The organism is Campylobacter vulpis, from assembly GCF_014217995.1.
In the GTDB taxonomy this organism is placed as follows: domain Bacteria; phylum Campylobacterota; class Campylobacteria; order Campylobacterales; family Campylobacteraceae; genus Campylobacter_D; species Campylobacter_D vulpis.
The window spans coordinates 141964-162324 of the sequence record NZ_CP041617.1 but is presented as its reverse complement, the minus strand read 5'-3'; the positions used below and the strand labels follow the sequence as shown (position 1 = coordinate 162324).

The window sequence follows — 20361 nt, the reverse complement described above, 5'->3', positions numbered from 1 at the left end:
GAGATGAAAAATTTAACTTATGGCGTGATAGGACTTGGAAAATTTGGCTCTGTGGTGGCGGAGGAGCTTTTAGCCGCTGGGCATACTGTGGTGATAGCCGATAAAGATGAGGAAGCACTTAAAAATATACAAAATAGCGTTAATTACGCTTATATTTTGGACTCTACTAATGTCGCTGCCCTTAAGGAGGCGGGCTTTCACGACCTTGGAGTTGTGATTGTAAGTATAGGGGAAAATGTCGAAAAGAGCATTTTAACCCTAATGGCACTTAAAGATATAGGCGTGAGTAATATCATCGCAAAAGCCACTTCTAACATACACGGACAAATTCTTTCAAAGCTGGGTGCAACTAAAGTCATCTACCCTGAAAAAGAAAGCGCAAAAAGACTGGTTAAGGAATTTTTGGTGCAGAGTATGGACTTTGAAGTATTTGACCTCTCTTCTAATACTATGCGCGCGGTAAAAATCACTATCGATGATAAATTAGCAGGAAATTCACTCAAACACATCGCACAAAATATGCACTTAGTCGCTTATAAAAAACTCAATAGCGATTGGGAAATTTTGCCCGATTTAGAGACCATTACGGCTTTTTCGGGTGATGTTGTGATTTTACTTGGCACAACTAAAGAGCTAAAAGAATTTGAGCATTAAAAGACAAATTTGCCCTTAAGCAAGTGGTGTTTAACTTCTCCCTTAAGTTCATCTTCATAATAAAGGGAAGTTGAAGGGGCTTTTATATTGGCATTTTCGTCAAATAAAATCAAATTTGCTTCTTTGCCCTCTTTGATTTCTCCGCTATTTAGTTTTAAAAACTTGGCTGGATTGAGGCTTGTCACTTCGCATAATTTTTCCCACGATATAAAATCATTTTGCACTAAAAAGCTGTAACAAAGGCTCACATACTCGCAAATGCTATGAATTCCAAACGCCGCTTCATCAAAGGCTAAATCTTTTAGATTTGAAGACTTAGGGCAGTGCATTGCACTTAAAAAGCGAATTTTGCCCTCTTTAAGAGCATTTTGTAAAAAAGCACAATCAGTCTCACTTCTTAAAGGAGGCTTGATTTTCGCGGCGGTGTTAAAGTCCATACAAGCATTTTCATTTTTAATTAAATGATGTATGCTTACCAAAACCGCCTCATTTTGTGCTAAATCAAGGGATTTTGCGAGGCTTAAGCAATCAAAAATGACTTCACTTTGATAAAAAGCGGCAATTTCCTTAATCTTAGCCACCTCACTTAGCTCACCTACCGCACTCATACCCATAAGTCCTAATTTAGAGCTTAAAAGGCAATCATTCATCACGCCATTATCGTCAAAGTCTTCATTTAAGCATTGTGTAAAAATAGGCACTTGTTTCATTAGGGCGTATTGCATAGCGATTTTAAGGATATTTGCATTAAGTTTGCTTTCAAGCTCCAAAGCTACTGCACCTTGATTAATCATTGAAGCGATATTTTTAAGCGGCTCTTTAACCTTAATGCTAGAAAAAATTTGTAAAGTTCTGTGTGATAAATTTTGCAAAAATAAGCCAAAAGTTTCTTCATCAAAGTCCATCACATCACGCAAAAGTATAGTGCTAACTCCGCCTTTTAAGCATTCTTTTTCTAAAAGGTCTAAATTTGCTAGAGAAAATTTGTCATTTTTAAGATAAACGCATAAATCGATAAAAGAGGGCAAAAGCGTTAGGCTTTTAGCGTCAAAAATTTCTTCTCCTTGCAAATTTTCGCCTATTTTTTGTATAAGTCCTTGTGAAATTTCAAGGTCTTTTAGCTCTTTTCCATAAATTTTTGCATTTTTAATTATCATTTTATATCCAATCACTTTGTTTTAAAAGCTTTTCTACCGAATTTTTTACGCTCTTACCCTCTAAAATCCTCGCAACTTCGCTTACTATGGGCGTGTAAATTTGATTTTCTTTAGCTAATTTTTCGATAGCAAAAGCCGTTTCAACGCCCTCTGCTACTTCGCCAAGCGTTTGTAAAATTTCTTGCAAATTTTTATTTTGTGCTAACATTAATCCTACGCGGTAATTTCTTGAAAGCACACTAGAAGCTGTTAAAAACAAATCCCCAGCCCCACTTAATCCTAAAAAAGTCTCTTCTTTCGCCTGAAAGAATTTACCAAAGCGGTGCATTTCTATTAAGCCTCTTGAAATAAGACTTGCTCTTGCATTATTCCCTAGCTTTAAACCATCGCATATCCCGCTAGCTATGGCAAGGACATTTTTATACGCTCCGCAAATTTCAGCTCCTCTTACATCATCATCAATATAAGTTTTGATAAAGGGAGGGAAAAAATTTGCAAATTCTTTACAGAGGGTTAAATTTTTACCATTAATCATCAAGGCAGTTGGCAAGTGCTTTTCTACCTCCGCAGCAAAGGACGGACCGCTTAAGACGCAAATTTGGCTTTCATCTAAAAATTCTTTAAAAATTTCATCTAAAAATAGCCCCGTTTTAGCCTCAATCCCCTTAGACGCAATCAATACTTTTGCATTTTGATTTTTAAAATGCGTTTGAAGCCAAGTATGCAAGGCTTGAGAGCTAAGAGCGAAAATGAGATATTCGCATTTTAATGCCTCTTCGATGGGAATGAAATTAGCCATTTTTCTCGGGGTTGGGGAACTGATAAAGCAAGGATTTTTAGCATTTAAAGCGTGGTATAAGGCACTTCCCCACTTTCCAGCACCGATGACAGCGATTGAACTCATTTAGCACTTTCTTTTGAATTTGTTTTATTTTAGCGTTTTTTCATTAACTTTAAGCAAAATAAGGTAAAATCAAAGCGAAAAGGATTTTTATGCTGATTTTTGGACACGATTTGATTAAAACACCTTCTTTCATCTTTACACATAGGAATTTTCGTAGTGAAAAGGGGGCGATTTTTTGTTTTGAGTATGATGAAAAGCAAATTAAAGAAGCGAAGAAGCAAGGGGTAAAATTTGCCATTTTTGTAAAAGAAAAAGATGAAATTTTTCTCTCTAATGCTTTGGGGGCGGAATATTTAATTTTTAAAGATGAAAATTTGGCTAAATTTGGTGCAAGGGCGGCGGAGTTTTATTTGTTTGATAGTAAAATTTTAGCACTCGTTAAAGAACTTTGTCATTTAGAAAAATACTATGAAATGGGCGTTGATGGTGTGATTTTAGAAAGTTTTATCCATCTTAAGTCTTAGGGAATTTAAAACCACTGCTAAAGAGCTTAAACTCATCATCAAAGCGGCTAAGTGCGGACTTAAAGAAAGGCTAAAAGCCCCTGCCGCAAGAGGTATGCTAAAAAGATTATAGCTAAAAGCCCAGAAAAGATTAAGTTTGATGATGTGTTTTGTTCTTTTTGCTAGGCGAAAACAAAGCTTAACAAGAGCTAAATTCTCACGCATTAAAATAATATCTGTGTTATTTTTAGCCAACTCACTTGCCTCGCTAAAACTTATGCTAAGATCTGCTTTTTTAAGGGCAGCAGCGTCATTTAAGCCATCGCCGATAAAAAGAATTTTATACTCTTTTTGAGCATTTTGAAGGAAGTTAAATTTATCTTCAGGTTTCATTTTAGCGTGAAAATCAATGTTTAATTCTTTAGCGATTTTAGCCACGCTTTTTTCATTATCTCCGCTTAAAATCACGCTTTTAATGTGTTGCAAATTTAAAAAATCAATAAGCTCTTTTGCGTCTTTTTTAAGGGCATTTTTTAGGGCTACCCCTCCAAGACAAATGCCATTTTTAGCAAAATAAACCCTAATGGGTGCAAATTCATCGCAAGTATTTAAAAATTGTTTTGTTTTTTCTAGTTCTTTTACGCCTTGCAAAAGCTCTTCATTGCCTATGAGATAGGTATTTTCGTCCTCTTTGTAAATGAGACCCTTGCCGATTTGATGAGTAATTTCTCCTTTTAAGGTGTTTTCTTTTGATTTTTTAGCGATAGCTTTTGCGATAGGGTGAGAACTTTGAGTTTGAATTTGGGCGAGTTTGAGAAAATTTTCATCGCTTAGATTATGTTTGAAAATTGTTAGAGTATTTTGCGTAAGTGTGCCTGTTTTATCAAATAGCACAAGTTTGATTTGACTTAAAATTTCAAGTGCGGCAGGGTTTTTGAGTAAAATGAAATTCTTAGCGCCCTTTTCAAAGGCTAGAGCTAAGGCTAGAGGCGTGGCAAGCCCTAAGGCACAAGGGCAGGAGATTAAAAGCACGGCAAGAGCGTGTAAAAAAGCCTCTTCTAAATTTGGTAGATAAAATAGAAAAACACAAAATGCTAAAATAAGAATAAAGCCCACAAAATAGGCTGAAATTTTATCGATGAGTTGCATTAAAGGGCTTTTAAAAAGACTTGCCTTAAAAACAAGGTCTTTAAGCTGTTCTAAGGTGCTATCCATAGCCTTTTTGCTTGCTTTTAGCTTTAAATTTCCGCTAATGATTAAAGCACCTGCTTCTAAGCTTTCTCCTGCCTTTTTAAGCACGGGCATAAATTCGCCATTTAAAAAGCTCATATCAACTTCCGCACTTCCTTCTAAAATCACCCCATCAACAGGACTTACTTCATTTTGAGAAAGTTGTAAAATGTCATTTACTTTAACAAATGAGCTAGGAAGTTCTTTTATCTCGCCATTTTCAAGCACGATTTTTGCTTTTTTAGCTTCTAAATTTTGGAGTTTATTTTGATACATTTGAGCTTTGTTTTTTGTTTTTTCCTCAATGAATTTTCCCAAAAGCACAAAAGAGATAATCATCGCCGCTCCGCTAAAATACAAATGCTCTCCAAAAAGTTCAAAATACACACATAAAGAGTATAAAAACGCACTTAAACTTCCCAAAGCAACTAGGGTATTCATCGTCAAACTTTTATATTTTAAACCTTTAATAGCACTTGCAAAAAAGTCAAATCCACAATAAAAAATCACAACGAAACTTAAAATAAGTTGAAGATTGTAAGAAAAAGCATTAAAAACAAACATTTCAAAAAACATCATCAAAGCACTTAAAACTAAGGCAAGTAAAAGTTTAAATTTTAGGCGTTTTAGCTCTTTTTGCTTAAGCTTTTCTATGTTTTGTTCATCTTGTAGAATTTCAAAGCCAAGTTGAGAGATTTTATCTTTTACGCTTTGTTTTGCTGTGTCATTTTTAAGTAAAAAAACTCCGCTAGAATTTGTGTAAGAGATGCTAACTTCTTCAACATCTTCAATTTTTTTCACGGCTCTTTCTATGGCATTTGCACAATTTACGCAACTCATTTTGCCGATTTTAAGTCTAAATTCTCTCATTGAATTTGCTCTAAAATTTCAAAACCTAGTTCGCTTAATTCTTTTTCAAAATTTTCTTTATCTTTTTCTTGTAAATTGACGCTTAAAATTTTAGCCTCAAGGTCAATTTCAATCGCACCAAAAGTGTCTTCTAGCGAATTTTTGATGAGATTAACGCAATTAATGCAATTTACATTAGCGACTTTAAATTTCATTTTTACTCCTTAAAGCTTGTATGGTTGAATGTCCTATGCGAAAGTTTTCAAGTAAATTTTTTGCTAAATCTTGCGATAAAAGCTCGAATTCATCAAGGCTAACAAGAGGCGTTTTGATATGCATAGTCGCCACTAGCATTTCATTAGTAATTTGTGTAATGTGCAAATCAAATACCTCTTCAACTCTTTCATCTTCTAAAATCATAGCCCTAACGGCGTTAATATCCACAGGAGAGCTTTCAAGGAGTATATTTGTGCTTTGTTTGAGTAAAATCACAGCCCAACGCAAAAGTAAAAAAGCTAAAATAAGTGCTAAAAGACTATCGATGTAAAAAATTCCACTCAAATACACAGCCACTCCACCTACCACAACCACAACAGAGCCTAGTAAATCACTCATCATATGGTAAAAGGCAGATTTGATGTTAAGATTATCTAAATTTGCATTTTTAAACATCAAAAAAGCGTTAAAGGCATTGACTAAAAGCCCCAAAAAAGCCACGATAATCATAGTCTTAGCGTCGATTTCTTCAGGATAAAAAAGCTTATAAATGCTCTCATAAATGATAAAAATCGCCGATACGATAATACTTAAAGCATTGACAAAGGCGACTAAAACTTCAAGACGAAAATAGCCAAAGGTTTTTTGCTCGTTTTGCCACTTTTGCACGGCAATGAGGGCTAAAAGGCTTAAAGCAAGGGCAAAAACATCTGAAAACATATGCAAGGTATCACTTAAAAGGGCTAAGGAATTTGAAAGCAAGGCATAAACAAATTGCACAAACATCATTGAAGCTGTCATCGTTAAAGAAATGATTAAAATTTTCTTATCCATAGCTCTCACATCGGCGTGATTATGGTTGTGATGATGAGTATGCTCGTGCTTACAAGTCTTTAATAAAGGCTGATGTGAGAGATAATCATACATTTTGATCCTTTTGCTAAATTATAAGCAATTTTTACAAAATTTCACTAACAATTAAAGAAAATTCTATAAAATTTAACTATGAATAAGGAAGATTTTATCATCAAGGCTTTTAAAAATAAGCTTAACGGAGATGATGGTGCTGCGCTTGGAAAATGGTGCTTTAGTAAGGATTTGTTTGTCCAAGATGTGCATTTTAAACGCTCTTGGCTAAGTTTAGAGCAAATCGCTACAAAAGCAATGCTAGTTAATATTTCAGATGCCATAACTATGAACGCCGTGCCAAAATACGCACTTTTAGGACTTAGCTTACCAAATTTAAGCAAAAAAGAGATAAAAAATTTACAAAAAGGCTTTTTAAAAACGGCGAAAAAATTCCGCATTAAAATCATAGGCGGGGACACAATACAAAGTGATAAAATAGGCATTAGCATTACTTTAATTTCTAAGGTTAAAAAGCCTGTGTTTAGAACAGGACTTAAAAGGGGGCATTTACTCGCTTTTACAGGCAAACTAGGTCAAAGCTTAAAGGGGCTTAAAACCCTACAAAATAGGGGGAAACTTAGTAAAAATCACAAATTCATCAAACCCAAACTTCGCCATAAATTTTTTTACGCAATCGCCCCTAAAATCTCTTGTGCTATGGACATTTCAGACGGCTTAAGCAAGGATTTATCTCGCCTTTTAAAGGCAAATCATTTGGGTATTTCTTGGCGGAAAAAATTTAACAAAAAAGAGCTTTATAGTGGGGAAGAATATGAAATTTTATTTGGCTTTGACAAAAAGCACAAAAAAGAGCTTAAAAAAATCGCCAAAAAACATAAGGTTAAACTTAACATTTTTGCTAAAGCAGTGAAAGGAAAATATGAATTTAAAGGACGAGAACACCATTTTTAAGCCCTTGCGTGTATTAAGGCATAGCAAAATTAATGCGTATTTTAGTAAAAATAGCGAAGATTTTGTCGTAAGGGAAAAGCCTCTTTATGAATTTAGTGGGGAGGGTGAGCATTTAATCTTACACATTTGTAAAAAGGATTTAAGCACACACGAGGCTTTACGCATTTTAAGCGAATTTAGCGGGATTAAAATGCGTGATTTTGGCTATGCTGGGCTTAAAGATAAGCAAGGTTGCACCTTTCAACACCTCTCTTTACCTAAAAAATTTGAAAAAAATTTGCTAAATTTTTCTCACCCTAAAATAAAAATCACGCAAAGTTTTATCCACAATAATAAGCTAAGAATAGGGCATTTAAAGGGAAATTCCTTTTTTATCAGGCTTAAAAAAGTGCTTCCAAATGACGCACTTAAATTAGAACAAGCTCTAGAAAATCTTAACAAAATAGGCTTTGCAAACTATTTTGGCTATCAGCGTTTTGGTAAATTTAAAGATAATTATAAAGAGGGACTTGCCATTTTACAGGGTAAAAAAATGAAAAATGTCAAAATGAAAGATTTTCTCATCTCCGCCTTTCAAAGTGAGCTTTTTAATCGCTATCTTAGTAAAAGAGTGGAAATTTCGCATTTTGTTAAGGAATTTAGCCTTAGTGAGCTGGGCGAAATTTATAAAATTTCTAAAGAAGAAGCAAAAAATTTAAAGGCACAAAAGCAGTTTTTTAAGCTTTTGCATAATGAAGTTTTGGGGCATTATCCTTTTGGAAAATGTTTTTTGTGTGAGGATTTAAAAAAAGAGCTTGAAAGATTTAAGGCAAGGGATCTTAGTGCTATGGGACTTTTGGTGGGACTTAGGGCGTTTGAGTGCGGGGAGGGTTTTGCTAAAAAGTTGGAGCAAGAGTTTTTTAGAGAGGGCTTGGAATTTAAAAATCAAATGCAAGGCTCAAGGCGTTTTATGTGGGGATATTTAAAGGATTTAAAATATCACTATGATGCACAAAAGGCACATTTTAGTTTTGAATTTTTCTTAGAAAAAGGCTCTTATGCGACAGTGATTTTAAACGAGCTTTTGCAAGATGAGGACTTAGAAAACTAAAATTTTTTTAAAAAAAGTCGATATTAAGAATACCCCACGCGTAAAGGAGCAAAAATGCAAGTGAATACTTACGCAAATGTCGCTAGCATAACGCACGCGGTTAGCAATAAGAAGGCAAATGTGGAGTCTAACACCCAAACAATGAATTTGCAAAGTGCGAATTTAAAGGATGAGGAGACTTTAGACAAATTAAATTCTCTCGGCGGAAAAGGCTTGTCGCAGCTTTATTTTATGGAGTTTGCACAGCAAAGTATGAATGCCATTTTTGGCAATACTAACGCACAAACTGGAGTGTCAAATTTATTAGGTGGCACGGCGGAGTCTATCCTTTCTAAGATAGATTTTGCAGGGCTTGGCTATATGGGTAAAAGCCCTTTGGCTATGAATCAAGATGAGCTTAAAGAGCTTGTTGGGGAGAATGGATTTTTCGGTGTCGCAAATACGGCAAATCGTATCGCAGACTTTGTGATACAAGGTGCTGGAGACAACCTTGAAAAGCTTCAAAAGGGCTTAGAGGGTATGAAAAAGGGCTTTGAAGAGGCACAAAATTTGTGGGGTGGAAAGCTACCTCAAATAAGCCAAGACACCATAAATCAAGCCATAGAAAAGGTTAGCAAACGCATTGACGAACTTGGCGGACAAACGCTAAATCTTGAGGCTTGAGTCTAAGGCACATCTTGTGCCTTAGCTTACTTTTATCTCACAAAATCATTATTTAAACTTGGAACACTTCTTGCTTTATCCCTTTCGAGCAATATTTTGAAAGGATTTAAAATGGGTTTTAGAATAAACACAAATATCGGTGCGTTAAACGCTCACGCGAATTCAGTGGTTAATGCAGGACAGCTCGATAAGTCTTTATCAAGACTAAGTTCTGGTCTTAGGATTAACTCAGCAGCAGATGATGCTTCAGGGATGGCGATAGCGGATTCTTTGCGTTCTCAAGCAGCCACTTTAGGCCAAGCTATTAATAATGGTAACGATGCTATAGGCATCTTGCAAACAGCAGACAAGGCTATGGACGAGCAGCTTAAAATCTTAGATACTATCAAAACTAAGGCAACTCAAGCAGCTCAAGATGGTCAAAGTCTTAAAACAAGAACAATGCTTCAAGCAGACATCAATAGACTTATGGAAGAGCTTGACAACATTGCTAATACAACTTCCTTTAACGGAAAGCAGCTATTAAGTGGTGGTTTTATCAATCAAGAGTTTCAAATAGGCTCACAGTCTAATCAAACTATAAAAGCAACCATAGGACCAACACAATCTAGCAAAATCGGTCTTACGAGATTTGAAACAGGTCAGCAAATCATCAAAAGTAGTGAAGTAGAAATGGTTATTAAAAACTATAATGGCTTAGAAGATTTTAAATTTCCTAAAATCAAAATTTCAACTTCAGTAGGCACAGGTATAGGTGCTTTGGCTGAAGAGATTAACAGGGTAGCTGATAAAACAGGTGTTCGTGCTAGCTTTAATGTCCAAACTGTAGGAGCAAGACCTGTTATGGCAGGCACAACAAATGAAAATTTCGCAATTAATGGTGTAATTATTGGCAAAATTTCTTATGAAAATAATGACTCAAATGGTGCTTTAATTGCCGCTATCAATGCTGTTAAAGATACTACAGGTGTTCAAGCAGCCCTAGATGAAAATGGAAAACTTCTCCTCACTTCAGCTGATGGTCGTGGGATTAAAATCACAGGTAGCATAGGAAATGGTGCTGGTATAGCCATTAATATGATGGAAAACTATGGGCGTTTATCCTTAGTGAAAAATGATGGTAGAGATATAGCAATAGAGGGAACTGGCTTTGGCTTTGAACACGATAAGCTTGTCTCTCAATCTTCTGTTTCTTTAAGAGAGACTAAGGGGCAAATTTCTAAAGATTTGGCTGAAGCTATGGGCTTTAACTCTGTGGAAAGACTAGGAAGTATCCAAGTAGGCGTTAGTTCTCTTACGGTGCTTGCAGGAACAGGTATGAGTACTATAACAACTCTTGTCAATAGTGGTGGTAGTGGTTTTTCTATATGGGTAACTTCTAAAATTTCAAATGTTGGACTAATGGTTGATATAGGACCTGGACTTGGACAGCTCTCCACCATATCATTCTCTGCTATGGGTGTAAGCGGTCTTTCAGCTCTTGCTTTCTCAACTGTTTATACTGTGGCTGTAAATGCAATCTCGAGTGTTAGAGGCGATCTTTTAATTGGTTCGGCTCAAGCAAATGGTCTTAGTGTAGTTTTATCTAATCTTGGCGTTGTAAGAGAAACGACTAAGGCTGAAAATATCGGTCAAGTGCAAACCGCAGGTGTAACCACACTCAAAGGTGCTATGGCTGTAATGGATGTCGTTGAAACTGCGACTATAAACCTAGACCAAATTCGTGCGGACATCGGTGCTGTGCAAAATCAGCTTCAAGTTACGATTAATAACATTACCGTAACTCAGGTTAATGTCAAAGCTGCTGAATCGACCATACGCGATGTGGATTTCGCCGCTGAGAGTGCAAATTTCTCAAAATATAACATTTTAGCTCAAAGTGGATCTTATGCTATGAGTCAAGCAAATCAAGTTCAACAAAATGTTCTAAAACTTTTACAATAATTCTTAATGGGTGCTTTTTGCACCCATTATACTCCACCACTTAGCTCCCACATCGGCAAGAAAATCCCTAGAGCTAAAAATAAAACCAAAATTCCTACAAGTAAAGTCATCAAAGGTTCTAAGAATTTTAAAAATATCTCAATAAAATCTTCTTGTTTTTCTTCATAAAAGTGGGCGATTTTAGCACTTAAAGTATCTAAAGTTCCGCTTTTCATCGCGCTGTGCAGCAAAGAAATAACAAGCTCATCAAAAATCCCCGCTTTTTTAAAGGCTAAAGAAAGTTCCAAGCCCTGCTCTAAAGAAGTATTAATGTGCTTAAATTTCTCTTTGATATAATAATTTTTTACGCTAGAACTTGCCAAATGAAAAGCGTGTGTGAGAGCATTGCCACTTTGCAAAAGTAAAGAGAAAATCATAAAAAAATAATAATTTTGATGATAAAGAATAAAACGCGAGAAAAAAGGAAATTTTAAAAGCATAAAATCCACCCAAAAAGCAAATTTTACACTTCTTTTATAACTTAAAACAAATGCTCCACAAAAACCTACAAAAACGCAAATCAAAAGCAGATAATTCTCACTTAAAAATACATAAATGCTAAGTAAAATTTGTGTTATTAAGGGTAAATTTGCTCCTAAACTTTCAAAAATATCTAAAAATTCTGGCACAACAAAAAACATTAAAAATAAAAATGCCCCAAAAAGTGCCAAAAGAACTAAGCAAGGATAATGAATCGCTTTTTTAAAACGCTTTTTGTTTAAAATCAATCTTGTTCTTAATTCTGCAATTTGGGAAAAAATATGTGCCAAATTTCCTGTCTTTTCACTCATTTTAATAAGGCTTAATTCACTCAAGCTTAAATTTAAAGCCAAGCTACTAAATGCCACACTTAAACTCTGTCCCAGATTTAAATTTGCATTTAATTCTTTAACCACATCTTTTAAACCTTTACTAGAACTTTCACTCATCAAGCTTAAAGCCTCCTTAATGCTTAATCCCGCATTAAGCAAAAGGGCAAATTCTTTAAAAAAAGCACAAAAAAGCGTATCACTAATCTTAATCTTATTTTGCTTTTTGAGCTCTTTTAGGCTTAAGATTTGTAAATTTTGCCTTAAAGCCATAGCTTGAGCAGTGTTAAGATTTTTCGCTTTTAAAATTTTCCTTAATTTTTGCTGGTTTTTAAGATAATAAAGCTCGTAGGTTTTCACCCTACCACCCTCATAAGTTCCTCTATGCTGATGATTCCAAGTCTTGCTTTTTCAAGTCCTAGTTCATACATCGTTAAAAATCCTCGTTTTTTAGCATAAGTTAAAAGCTCGTTTTTACTAGCATTTTTGCGTATAAGCTCTTTCAAGTCCTCATCAAGCTCCAAACATTCGCTTAACAATTCTCTCCCCAAAAAGCCGCTAAAATCACATTTTTCACAGCCCCTAGCTTCGTAAAATACCTCCTCATTTTTGAACTTTTGAATTTTACAATAAGGACAAAGTTTTCTTGCAAGGCGTTGAGCGATAATGAGATTAAGCGAAGAGGCTATTAAATAGGGCTTTGCCCTCATATCAAGTAAGCGTTCTATGGTAGAAAGGGCGTCATTAGTATGAAGTGTGCTAAGGATTAAATGCCCCGTTTGTGCGCCTTTTAAGGCTATGTCAAGGCTTTCTTCATCGCGGATTTCTCCTATCATAATGACATCAGGATCCTGCCTTAAAATCGCCCTTAAAGCATTGCTAAAATCAAGCCCGGCCTTGGCATTAAGGGCGATTTGCTGAATTTGAGGCATTTTATATTCTATGGGATCTTCTGCGGTGATGATTTTTTTCTCCACACAAGCAAGACTTTTTAAGCAAGCATATAGGGTCGTGCTTTTTCCACTACCTGTGGGTCCAGTAAGCAAGATCATACCGAAAGGTTTTTGAATATTTTTTGTAATTAAGGCTAAATTTTGCTTAGAAAAATGCAAATTTTCAAGGCTTAAAAGCTCCAAATCCTGCCTTAATATCCTAAGCACCACGCTTTCACCCTTTTGCAAAGGCAAAGTTGAGATACGAAAGTCAAATTCTACACTCTCAAAACTCTTATTAAAACTTCCATCTTGTGCTTTTCTGCTTTCAGCGACATTTAAGTGTGCCAAAAGTTTAATGTGAAAAATTAAGGCTTGGTAAAGCTCTTCTTCTAAATGGCAAAAAACACGCAACACCCCATCCACACGAAAGCGGATTAAAGCCCCATTTTCTAGGCTTTCTATATGCACATCACTTGCCTTTAATTTGAGTGCTTCTTGTAGGATAAAATCAAAAAGCAAACTTACGCTACTTTGCTCGTTTTCTTTAGAATTTGCGTTTAATTCTTGTTTTAACTTCGCACTTAATTCTTTTAATTTTTGCTTAATATAAAGTTTGTTTAAGTTTTGCTCTAATTGATAGCTATCACACAGGGCATTTTTGATAAATTTAGAGCGAAAAAGATGCTCTATCTTATTTAAAAGCTCTAAATTTAGAGGTTTAGCAGAAAGTATGAAAAGATTTGCGTCATCTTTTTGCAGGGGGAGAATTTGATTTTGCCATAGCAAAGAAAAGGCAAAAGAATCACATAAATTTTCATCAATTGTTTCAAATTCCACAAATTCCAAGTGCAAATACTGAGCTAAAGCCTTCAAAAAATCCTCACTTTTTACGCCTAAATTTAAAAAAAGGGCGTTTAAATCAAGCTCATTTTTTAAATACAGCTCAAACAAAAAATGCCTTAAATTCTCATCTTTAAAGCCCTCTTTTAGCTCCTCCTCAAAGCCTAAATTTTTTAAAAATTCCATTATCTTGCCTCATAAAGTTCATATACTTTTTGTGCCTCCATTACCTCGCCTAAAGCCTCCTTAGCCTTAGCAAATAAAAGCAAACTTTGCTTAGAATTTGTGTCCATTTCATTTGCCTTTAAAGACCAAAAAATCGATTTTTTATAATCTTTTGCCTCCAAATAAAGCTCGGCTAATTTTAAGGCTTTTTCAAGGCTAGGATTTTGATAAAACGATTTTTTTAAATTTGCCAAATTAAGGGCGTTTGAAGTGATGATAAATTTTTGTGGAGGGTTTTGCAAAAGCTCTAATTCCTCTTTTAAGCTTTCTTTTTCCCTTTCAAGTTTTTGAGTGCTTAATTTTTGCTTTTCTTGTAAGATTTTTGCTTGGTCTATCTTACTTTCTAAAGCCCTTTTTTCAGCACTTGCTTTTAGAGAAAGTTCTTTTTTTTCCTGCCATTTTTCCCAAAATAAAATGCCACAAGCTACGAAAAAAATTCCACATAAAGCAAACAAAATGCGTTTAAACCATAGTTTTTTTAAATATCTTTTATATGCTTTTTCTAACTCATAAATTCGCTCTTGCATATTAACCCAATAAATGATTTTCCAAGGCACTAAGCCTTAAAATATAAAAACGCTTTTTATCCAAAAAAGCTTGAAGTTCTTTGAAACTTTTTAAAAGTTTATCGACATTTCTTAAATTATGCTTACAAATTTTAAAGACAAATTGTAATTCTTTTTGGTCTAATTCTATGCCGTGCTTTTCTTTAACATAGTCAAAAAGCTCTTTTTTTTCTAAGTTTTTTAGTTCAAATTCTACTAAAATTCTGCTTTTAAAATGCTCTTTTGTAAAAATTTTTAGTTTTTTGTGTGAGCTTAAAATAATCAAAGCTTCATCACTATAAAGGCGTAAAAGCTCAAACAAATCCTCCCCGTACAAACCCACTTCATCAAATAAAAGCATTGATTTTTCAAGCTTTAAAGCACTTAAAAAATCTTTTAATTGCTCTTTATCTTTAAAAATTTCTGTGATTTTTAAGGTGTTTTTTTGCCTTGCAAAACGCTCTAAAATCACGCTTTTCCCACTCCCACTTTTACCATAAAGGCAGATTAAGCCCTTTTTTGCCACACTAAGCTCATTAAGTCTTTTTAAAATCTGCTCTTGATTTTTAATGCAAACAAACTCACTCATAGTGCTTAAATCCCATATCCTTAAGGCTCATATTTCCCGTTTGTTTATCCACTATGCTAGGTGTGATGATGAAAACGATTTCTGTGCTATTTGAGTTTGTCTCCTCTCCGCTAAATAAAAGCCCAAGCAAAGGGATTTTAGAAAGAAAATTGACCCCACTTGCTTCTTTGATTTGATTATGCGAGATGAGTCCGCCTAAAATCAAGGTTTGATTATTTTCCATAGAAACGACTGTGGAGAGCTTTTTTTGTATGGTATCAGGTGCTATGGTGCGAGGAGAATTTTGTCTTTGATTATCTTGAGGATATTTAAAATCACTAAGGCTAGGATTAATGCGAAGCATAATTTTATTATCATCAGAAATTTCAGGCAAAATGCTAAGTAATATCCCCACAAAAATAGAATAATTACTAAAACTCTCACTCACAGTTGTGCCATTTTCCGTGCCTTTGGAACTTTCTTTGACTTGATAATTAATGGTATCACCGACTGAAATGATGGCTTGTTGGTTATTTAAAGCCATAAGTTTAGGGTTTGAGAGAACTTGAGTTTTGCCATTTTGTGAAAGAAAATTTAACACGGAATTAAAATTAAGATTCGCTCTTAAGCCCAAATTTTTCACAAAACCCTGCCCATTTTGAAGTTGGATAAAAGAATTTTGCCCATTTTGAGTCGTGCTAGCAAAATCAATATTGAAATTTTGCCAATTAATCCCACTTGAATGGTTTTCATTTAAATTTACAGCAATAATGCTAACATCGATAATCACTTGCTTTTTAAGCCTATTTTCAAGTTTATTAATATACTCTCCCACTTTTTTAAGCTGTAAAGTTGTGCCTGTAACGATGATAATACCAGCATTTGCATTAATAATAGGCGTTTTTACTTCCCCATAGGCATTAAGTAGGGTGGTGATTTCTTTCTCTATATTTTGCCAAAAGTCAAATTTTTCCATACTTTTAATCATATTTTCATCGCTTTCATTGTCTAAGCTTATATCATTTTGTCTAGGTTTAGAATCCACAGAAGCCTTGATAATGCTTTGCCCTTCACGAATAGAAGTGATGTAACTTAACTTAAAAATTTGAGTTGAAATCCCCCAAATGCTTAAAATTTTGCCATCAAATTCATAATTTAAATTATTTTCTTTTAGCAAAAGTCTAAAAAGTTCCTCTAAGGTCATTTGACTTATATATAAGCTTTTTTGCATTTTACTTAGTTCATTTTTCGCAAATTCATCTTTAACAATTATGCTAAAAGTGCAGTAACTTGCAAGCTCATCAAGTGCCTCTTCTATGCTTAAACTTTCTTTAATGTGAATATCAAAAAGCCTTTTTTGACAATCTAAAGCATAAAGAGAACTTAAGCAAAAAATTAATTTAATCAATAGCAATCTTAGCATTTTGCTTAAACTCTAAAGTAATATTTTGCTCATCATATTCAAAAATGACAAATTTGGTATCAATGTGTCTCAAAATAGCATTGTGAAGCATATCGTTTTCTTTATACCACTGATTATTAATTTTAACTTTTTGTGGAAAAATGGCTTGAATTTCTAATTGTGCCATTTGTTCCAAAGTGGGATTTAAAAAAGGATTTTGCAAATTTGAAAATTTATCTTGCATATCCTGTGCGTATAAGTTAAATCCTAACAAACACGCACAAAAAACGCCCCTCACTCGCCTTGCTTTTCATCACTATAATCAGCCATAGCGATGCGTTTGAGCTGTCTATAACGGCGCTGGGCGTCCTTTTTATTACGTTCAAAAAGCTCACTAGCGTGCTGTGGATTAGCCTTTTTTAAGGAATTATAACGCACTTCATTCATCAAAAACGATTCATAAAGCTCCCAATTAGGCTCTTTGCTTACCATAGTGAGAGGATTTTTCCCCTCTTCTTCAAGGCGTGGATCAAAAGTATAAAGAGGCCAGTAACCGCACTTAGTGGCTAATTCACCTTGCTCACCAGAATAACCAAGCCCCCCCTTAATCCCATGTGCGATACAAGGAGAGTAAGCTATCACCAAAGAAGGTCCCTCATAAGCCTCCGCAGCTTTTAAAACCTTAATGAGATGATTATAGTTTGCACTTGAATTTACTTGTGCAACAAAAATATAACCATAAGTCATAGCAATTTGCCCTAAGTCTTTTTTCTGCACAGGCTTACCTGCAGCGGCAAATTGTGCTACCGCACCCGTGCGTGAAGATTTAGAACTTTGACCACCTGTGTTAGAATATACTTCCGTATCCATAACTAAGATATTCACATTTTCCCCACTTGCTAAAACATGATCAAGCCCTCCATAGCCTATATCATAAGCCCAGCCGTCCCCGCCGAAAATCCAGTGTGATTTTTTCATCAAAAAGCTTTTTAAATTTAAAATGTCTTTAACGCCCTTAATATCTTGATGCTGCTCTAATAGTGGGACTAGTTTATCACGGATTTGTAAGGATTCCTCGCCCTTGTCTTTATTGGCTATCCATTCTTTAAATAAGGCACTTAGAGCATTTGGAACAGCATTAATATTTTCATTCATAATACTTTCTATGCGTTCTCTTGTATTTTCAGTCGCAATCTTCATACCTAAGCCAAACTCGGCATTATCCTCAAATAAGGAATTTGCCCAAGCAGGTCCGTAGCCATTTTTCACACTTTTTCTATAAGGCGTAGAAGGTGCAGAACCTCCATAAATCGAACTACAACCCGTAGCATTTGCAATAATCATTCTCTCACCAAAAAGCCTTGTAATCAGTGTAATATAAGGTGTCTCTCCACAACCCGGACAAGCCCCGTGAAATTCAAATAAAGGCTGTGCAAATTGTGCTCCCTTAACGCTTTCTTTACTCAAAATATGGTCTTTATACTCAATTTGCTTAAACAAATAATCCGCATTTTCTTGCTCACCAAAGTCCATTTCTTCTTGTAAAGGCACCATAACTAAGGACTTTTCTTTAGTAGGGCATTCATGCACACAAAGCTCACAACCCGTGCAATCAAGAGGAGAAACTTGAATTTTAAAGCTTAATTTCTCTCCCTTAGTTCCTTTAGCGTCTAAAGCGTGTTCTTTCACGCCTCTTGGGGCTTTTGCCATTTCTTCATCATTAATTAAAAACGGACGGATAACAGCGTGAGGGCAAACAGATGCACATTGATTGCACTGGATACAATTTGCCTCTATCCAGCGTGGCACCATAACGCCTACACCCCTTTTTTCAAATTCGGTCGTGCCGTGTTCAAAACTTCCATCTTCATAACCCAAAAATGCCGAGACGGGCAAATCATCTCCCTTAGCTGCGTTCATAGGTTTGACGATTTTTTCTACAAATTCCGTGCCTTTGTAAGTATTAACTTCCTCTTTTTCTTTGATTTCTAAATTTTTCCATTCAGGTTTAACTTCCACTTTAACAAGTCCATCAGCACCCATATCTATGGCTTTATAATTCATCTCAACAATAGCATCGCCTTTTTTACTATAAGATTTATAAGCAAGCTCCTTCATAAATTTTTGTGCATCTTCGTAAGGGATAATATTAGCAAGTTTAAAAAAAGCTGATTGCATAATAGTATTTGTGCGATTTCCAAGCCCTATATCGCGAGCTAATTTGGTAGCATTGATAATATAAAAATTCACTTCTTTTTCAGCCAAGGTTTTTTTCACAAAATCAGGAAGTTGCCTTATAGTCTCTTCGGCATTCCAAATACTATTAAGTAAGAAAGTTCCACCTTTGCGAATTCCGGCTAAAACATCATAAATTTCCAAATAAGCTGCCACAGAACAGGCTACAAAATGAGGTGTTGAAACGAGATAGGTTGAGCGTATAGGTTTTTTAGAAAAGCGTAAATGACTTCTTGTGTAACCGCCTGATTTCTTAGAATCATAGGCAAAATAAGCTTGTGCGTAAAAATCCGTCTTGTCGCCGATAATTTTAATGGAATTTTTATTTGCTCCCACAGTGCCATCAGCTCCAAGTCCATAAAAAAGACATTCTATCGTGCTTTCATCGCCAAGGGCGATTTTTTCACCTGTTTTTAAAGAAGTGTGCGTTACATCATCATTTATCCCAACAGTAAAGCCGTCTTTTGGGCTGTCAAGCTTAAGATTTTCAAAAACGGCAAGCATTTGTGCAGGATCGACATCTTTAGACGATAAACCATACCTACCACCCACGATAATAGGGGTATTTTCTCTACCATAAAAAGCAGTTTTAACATCGACATAAAGCGGCTCACCTAAGCTTCCCGGTTCTTTTGTTCTATCTAAAACGGCGATTTTTTTGACAGATTTTGGCATTACATCAAAGAAGTATTTAAGACTAAAAGGGCGATAAAGATAAACTTTAAAAACGCCGACTTTCTCGCCTTTAGCGCTTAAATAATCCACAACCTCCTCTAAAGCCTGCGTTACTGACCCCATAGCAATCACAATGCGTTCAGGCTCTTTATGTCCGTAGTAAGTGAAAGGTTTATACTCTCTACCTGTAATTTTAGAAATTTCTTGCATATAGTCATTAACCACATCAGGCAAGGCATCGTAAAAGCGGTTTGTCAATTCTCTTGTTTGAAAATAAATATCATCATTTTGTGCTGTGCCGCGTGTTTTAGGATTTTCAGGATTTAAAGAAGAATTTCTAAACGCTAAAACCGCTTCTCTATCAAGTAAGCGGTCAAAGTGTGAATAATCCATCACTTCAATTTTTTGAATTTCGTGGCTTGTTCTAAAGCCGTCAAAAAAATGTAAAAATGGCACACGCCCCCTAATCGCCGCTAGATGTGCCACTCCTGCTAAGTCCATAGTCTCTTGCACGGAGTGTGAGCAAAGCATAGCAAAGCCTATTTGTCTAGCAGCATAAATATCCTGATGGTCGCCAAAGATGGATAAGGCTTGAGAGGCAATGGATCTTGCTGCGACATGAATTACGCAAGGGAGAAGTTGTCCCGCTATCTTATACATATTAGGAATTTTAAGCAATAAACCCTGAGATGCGGTGTAAGTAGTCGTTAAAGCTCCTGTTTGCAAAGAACCATGCACAGAACCAGCTGCACCTGCTTCACTCTGCATTTCGACTAATTTCACAGGCATACCAAATAAATTTTTCTTTCCTGCAGCCGCCCACATATCGGTATAATCAGCCATAGGAGAACTTGGGGTAATAGGGTAAATTCCAGCCACTTCAGTAAAAGCATAAGCTGCATAGGCGGCAGCTTCATTGCCGTCCATAGTTTTCATTATTTTACTCATCTAATTTTCCTTAATTTTATCTTTTTTCAAATATACTATAATTTTATTAATCAAGATATTGAAAAAAACAATTGTGAAAAATTTGCTTAAATTTTTAGTTAATTAAGAGAAAAATTTACTCATTTAGCTTATAAAAAATATCGAAAATAAAAAAGCCCAAGTTTTAATT

Annotated in this window: 18 protein-coding genes; 6 read left to right on the top strand and 12 right to left on the bottom strand. The window is 35.2% G+C overall.

What is annotated here, in order from left to right:
• The first annotated feature begins 3 nt into the window (after window positions 1–3).
• Complete coding sequence (locus CVULP_RS00835) at window positions 4–654, top strand: potassium channel family protein (RefSeq protein ID WP_099461119.1); 651 nt, start codon at window positions 4–6, stop codon at window positions 652–654.
• On the opposite strand, the gene CVULP_RS00830 is transcribed toward CVULP_RS00835, so the two are convergent.
• Both CVULP_RS00830 and CVULP_RS00825 read right to left on the bottom strand, forming a co-directional pair.
• Window positions 651–1811: an amidohydrolase family protein gene (locus CVULP_RS00830; protein ID WP_099507289.1), complete on the bottom strand. Its 1161-nt coding sequence runs from the start codon at window positions 1809–1811 to the stop codon at window positions 651–653. The two genes, CVULP_RS00835 and CVULP_RS00830, sit on opposite strands and share 4 nt — an antisense overlap.
• A gap of 1 nt (window position 1812) precedes the next feature.
• Complete coding sequence (locus CVULP_RS00825; RefSeq protein ID WP_099461117.1) at window positions 1813–2715, bottom strand: NAD(P)H-dependent glycerol-3-phosphate dehydrogenase; 903 nt, start codon at window positions 2713–2715, stop codon at window positions 1813–1815.
• A gap of 89 nt (window positions 2716–2804) precedes the next feature.
• Here CVULP_RS00825 and CVULP_RS00820 point away from each other — a divergent pair, with 89 nt between their 5' ends.
• Window positions 2805–3179 (top strand): hypothetical protein, encoded by a 375-nt coding sequence (locus CVULP_RS00820; RefSeq protein ID WP_099461116.1) that lies wholly within the window; start codon window positions 2805–2807, stop codon window positions 3177–3179.
• Here the strand turns inward: CVULP_RS00820 and CVULP_RS00815 are convergent.
• From CVULP_RS00815 to CVULP_RS00805, 3 genes are read right to left on the bottom strand one after another with little or no spacing between them, the layout of a single operon-like run.
• Window positions 3150–5258, bottom strand: coding sequence for a heavy metal translocating P-type ATPase (locus CVULP_RS00815; RefSeq protein WP_099507288.1), 2109 nt, complete (start codon window positions 5256–5258; stop codon window positions 3150–3152). The genes CVULP_RS00820 and CVULP_RS00815 overlap by 30 nt on opposite strands.
• Entirely contained in the window at window positions 5255–5452 is a 198-nt protein-coding gene (locus CVULP_RS00810; RefSeq protein ID WP_099507287.1) for a cation transporter, read from the bottom strand. The genes CVULP_RS00815 and CVULP_RS00810 overlap by 4 nt, the downstream gene beginning before the upstream one ends.
• Window positions 5442–6380, bottom strand: a complete 939-nt coding sequence (locus CVULP_RS00805; RefSeq protein ID WP_099461113.1) for a cation diffusion facilitator family transporter — start codon at window positions 6378–6380, stop codon at window positions 5442–5444. Before CVULP_RS00805 ends, CVULP_RS00810 begins: the two co-directional genes overlap by 11 nt.
• 78 nt (window positions 6381–6458) lie before the next feature.
• Between CVULP_RS00805 and CVULP_RS00800 the strand changes: the two genes are divergently transcribed.
• From CVULP_RS00800 to CVULP_RS00785, 4 genes are all read left to right on the top strand, one after another.
• Window positions 6459–7274, top strand: coding sequence for a thiamine-phosphate kinase (locus tag CVULP_RS00800; protein WP_099507286.1), 816 nt, complete (start codon window positions 6459–6461; stop codon window positions 7272–7274).
• Entirely contained in the window at window positions 7243–8364 is a 1122-nt protein-coding gene (gene truD, locus CVULP_RS00795) for a tRNA pseudouridine(13) synthase TruD (protein ID WP_099507285.1), read from the top strand. The genes CVULP_RS00800 and truD overlap by 32 nt, the downstream gene beginning before the upstream one ends.
• Before the next feature lie 54 nt (window positions 8365–8418).
• Window positions 8419–9027 carry a hypothetical protein gene (locus tag CVULP_RS00790; RefSeq protein ID WP_099507284.1) on the top strand — a complete coding sequence of 203 codons (609 nt, stop codon included), beginning with the start codon at window positions 8419–8421 and terminating at the stop codon, window positions 9025–9027.
• A gap of 111 nt (window positions 9028–9138) precedes the next feature.
• On the top strand, window positions 9139–10971 hold the full coding sequence (locus CVULP_RS00785; RefSeq protein ID WP_265415674.1) for a flagellin: 1833 nt from the start codon (window positions 9139–9141) through the stop codon (window positions 10969–10971).
• Between the two features lie 26 nt (window positions 10972–10997).
• Here CVULP_RS00785 and CVULP_RS00780 read toward each other — a convergent pair whose 3' ends face one another.
• From CVULP_RS00780 to nifJ, 7 genes are read right to left on the bottom strand one after another with little or no spacing between them, the layout of a single operon-like run.
• Window positions 10998–12179, bottom strand: a complete 1182-nt coding sequence (locus CVULP_RS00780) for a type II secretion system F family protein (RefSeq protein ID WP_099506885.1) — start codon at window positions 12177–12179, stop codon at window positions 10998–11000.
• Entirely contained in the window at window positions 12176–13783 is a 1608-nt protein-coding gene (locus tag CVULP_RS00775; RefSeq protein ID WP_099506886.1) for a GspE/PulE family protein, read from the bottom strand. The genes CVULP_RS00780 and CVULP_RS00775 overlap by 4 nt, the downstream gene beginning before the upstream one ends.
• The gene (locus CVULP_RS00770; protein ID WP_099506923.1) at window positions 13780–14346 is read right to left on the bottom strand and encodes a transformation system protein; all 567 of its coding nucleotides are present in this window, start codon (window positions 14344–14346) and stop codon (window positions 13780–13782) included. Before CVULP_RS00770 ends, CVULP_RS00775 begins: the two co-directional genes overlap by 4 nt.
• A 1-nt stretch (window position 14347) precedes the next feature.
• Window positions 14348–14953, bottom strand: coding sequence for a P-loop NTPase family protein (locus tag CVULP_RS00765; RefSeq protein WP_099506887.1), 606 nt, complete (start codon window positions 14951–14953; stop codon window positions 14348–14350).
• Entirely contained in the window at window positions 14946–16355 is a 1410-nt protein-coding gene (gene mshL, locus CVULP_RS00760; RefSeq protein WP_099462480.1) for a pilus (MSHA type) biogenesis protein MshL, read from the bottom strand. Before mshL ends, CVULP_RS00765 begins: the two co-directional genes overlap by 8 nt.
• Window positions 16333–16632 (bottom strand): transformation system protein, encoded by a 300-nt coding sequence (locus CVULP_RS00755; RefSeq protein ID WP_099462478.1) that lies wholly within the window; start codon window positions 16630–16632, stop codon window positions 16333–16335. Before CVULP_RS00755 ends, mshL begins: the two co-directional genes overlap by 23 nt.
• Window positions 16629–20192 carry a pyruvate:ferredoxin (flavodoxin) oxidoreductase gene (gene nifJ / locus CVULP_RS00750; protein ID WP_099506888.1) on the bottom strand — a complete coding sequence of 1188 codons (3564 nt, stop codon included), beginning with the start codon at window positions 20190–20192 and terminating at the stop codon, window positions 16629–16631. The genes CVULP_RS00755 and nifJ overlap by 4 nt, the downstream gene beginning before the upstream one ends.
• Window positions 20193–20361 lie beyond the last annotated feature (169 nt).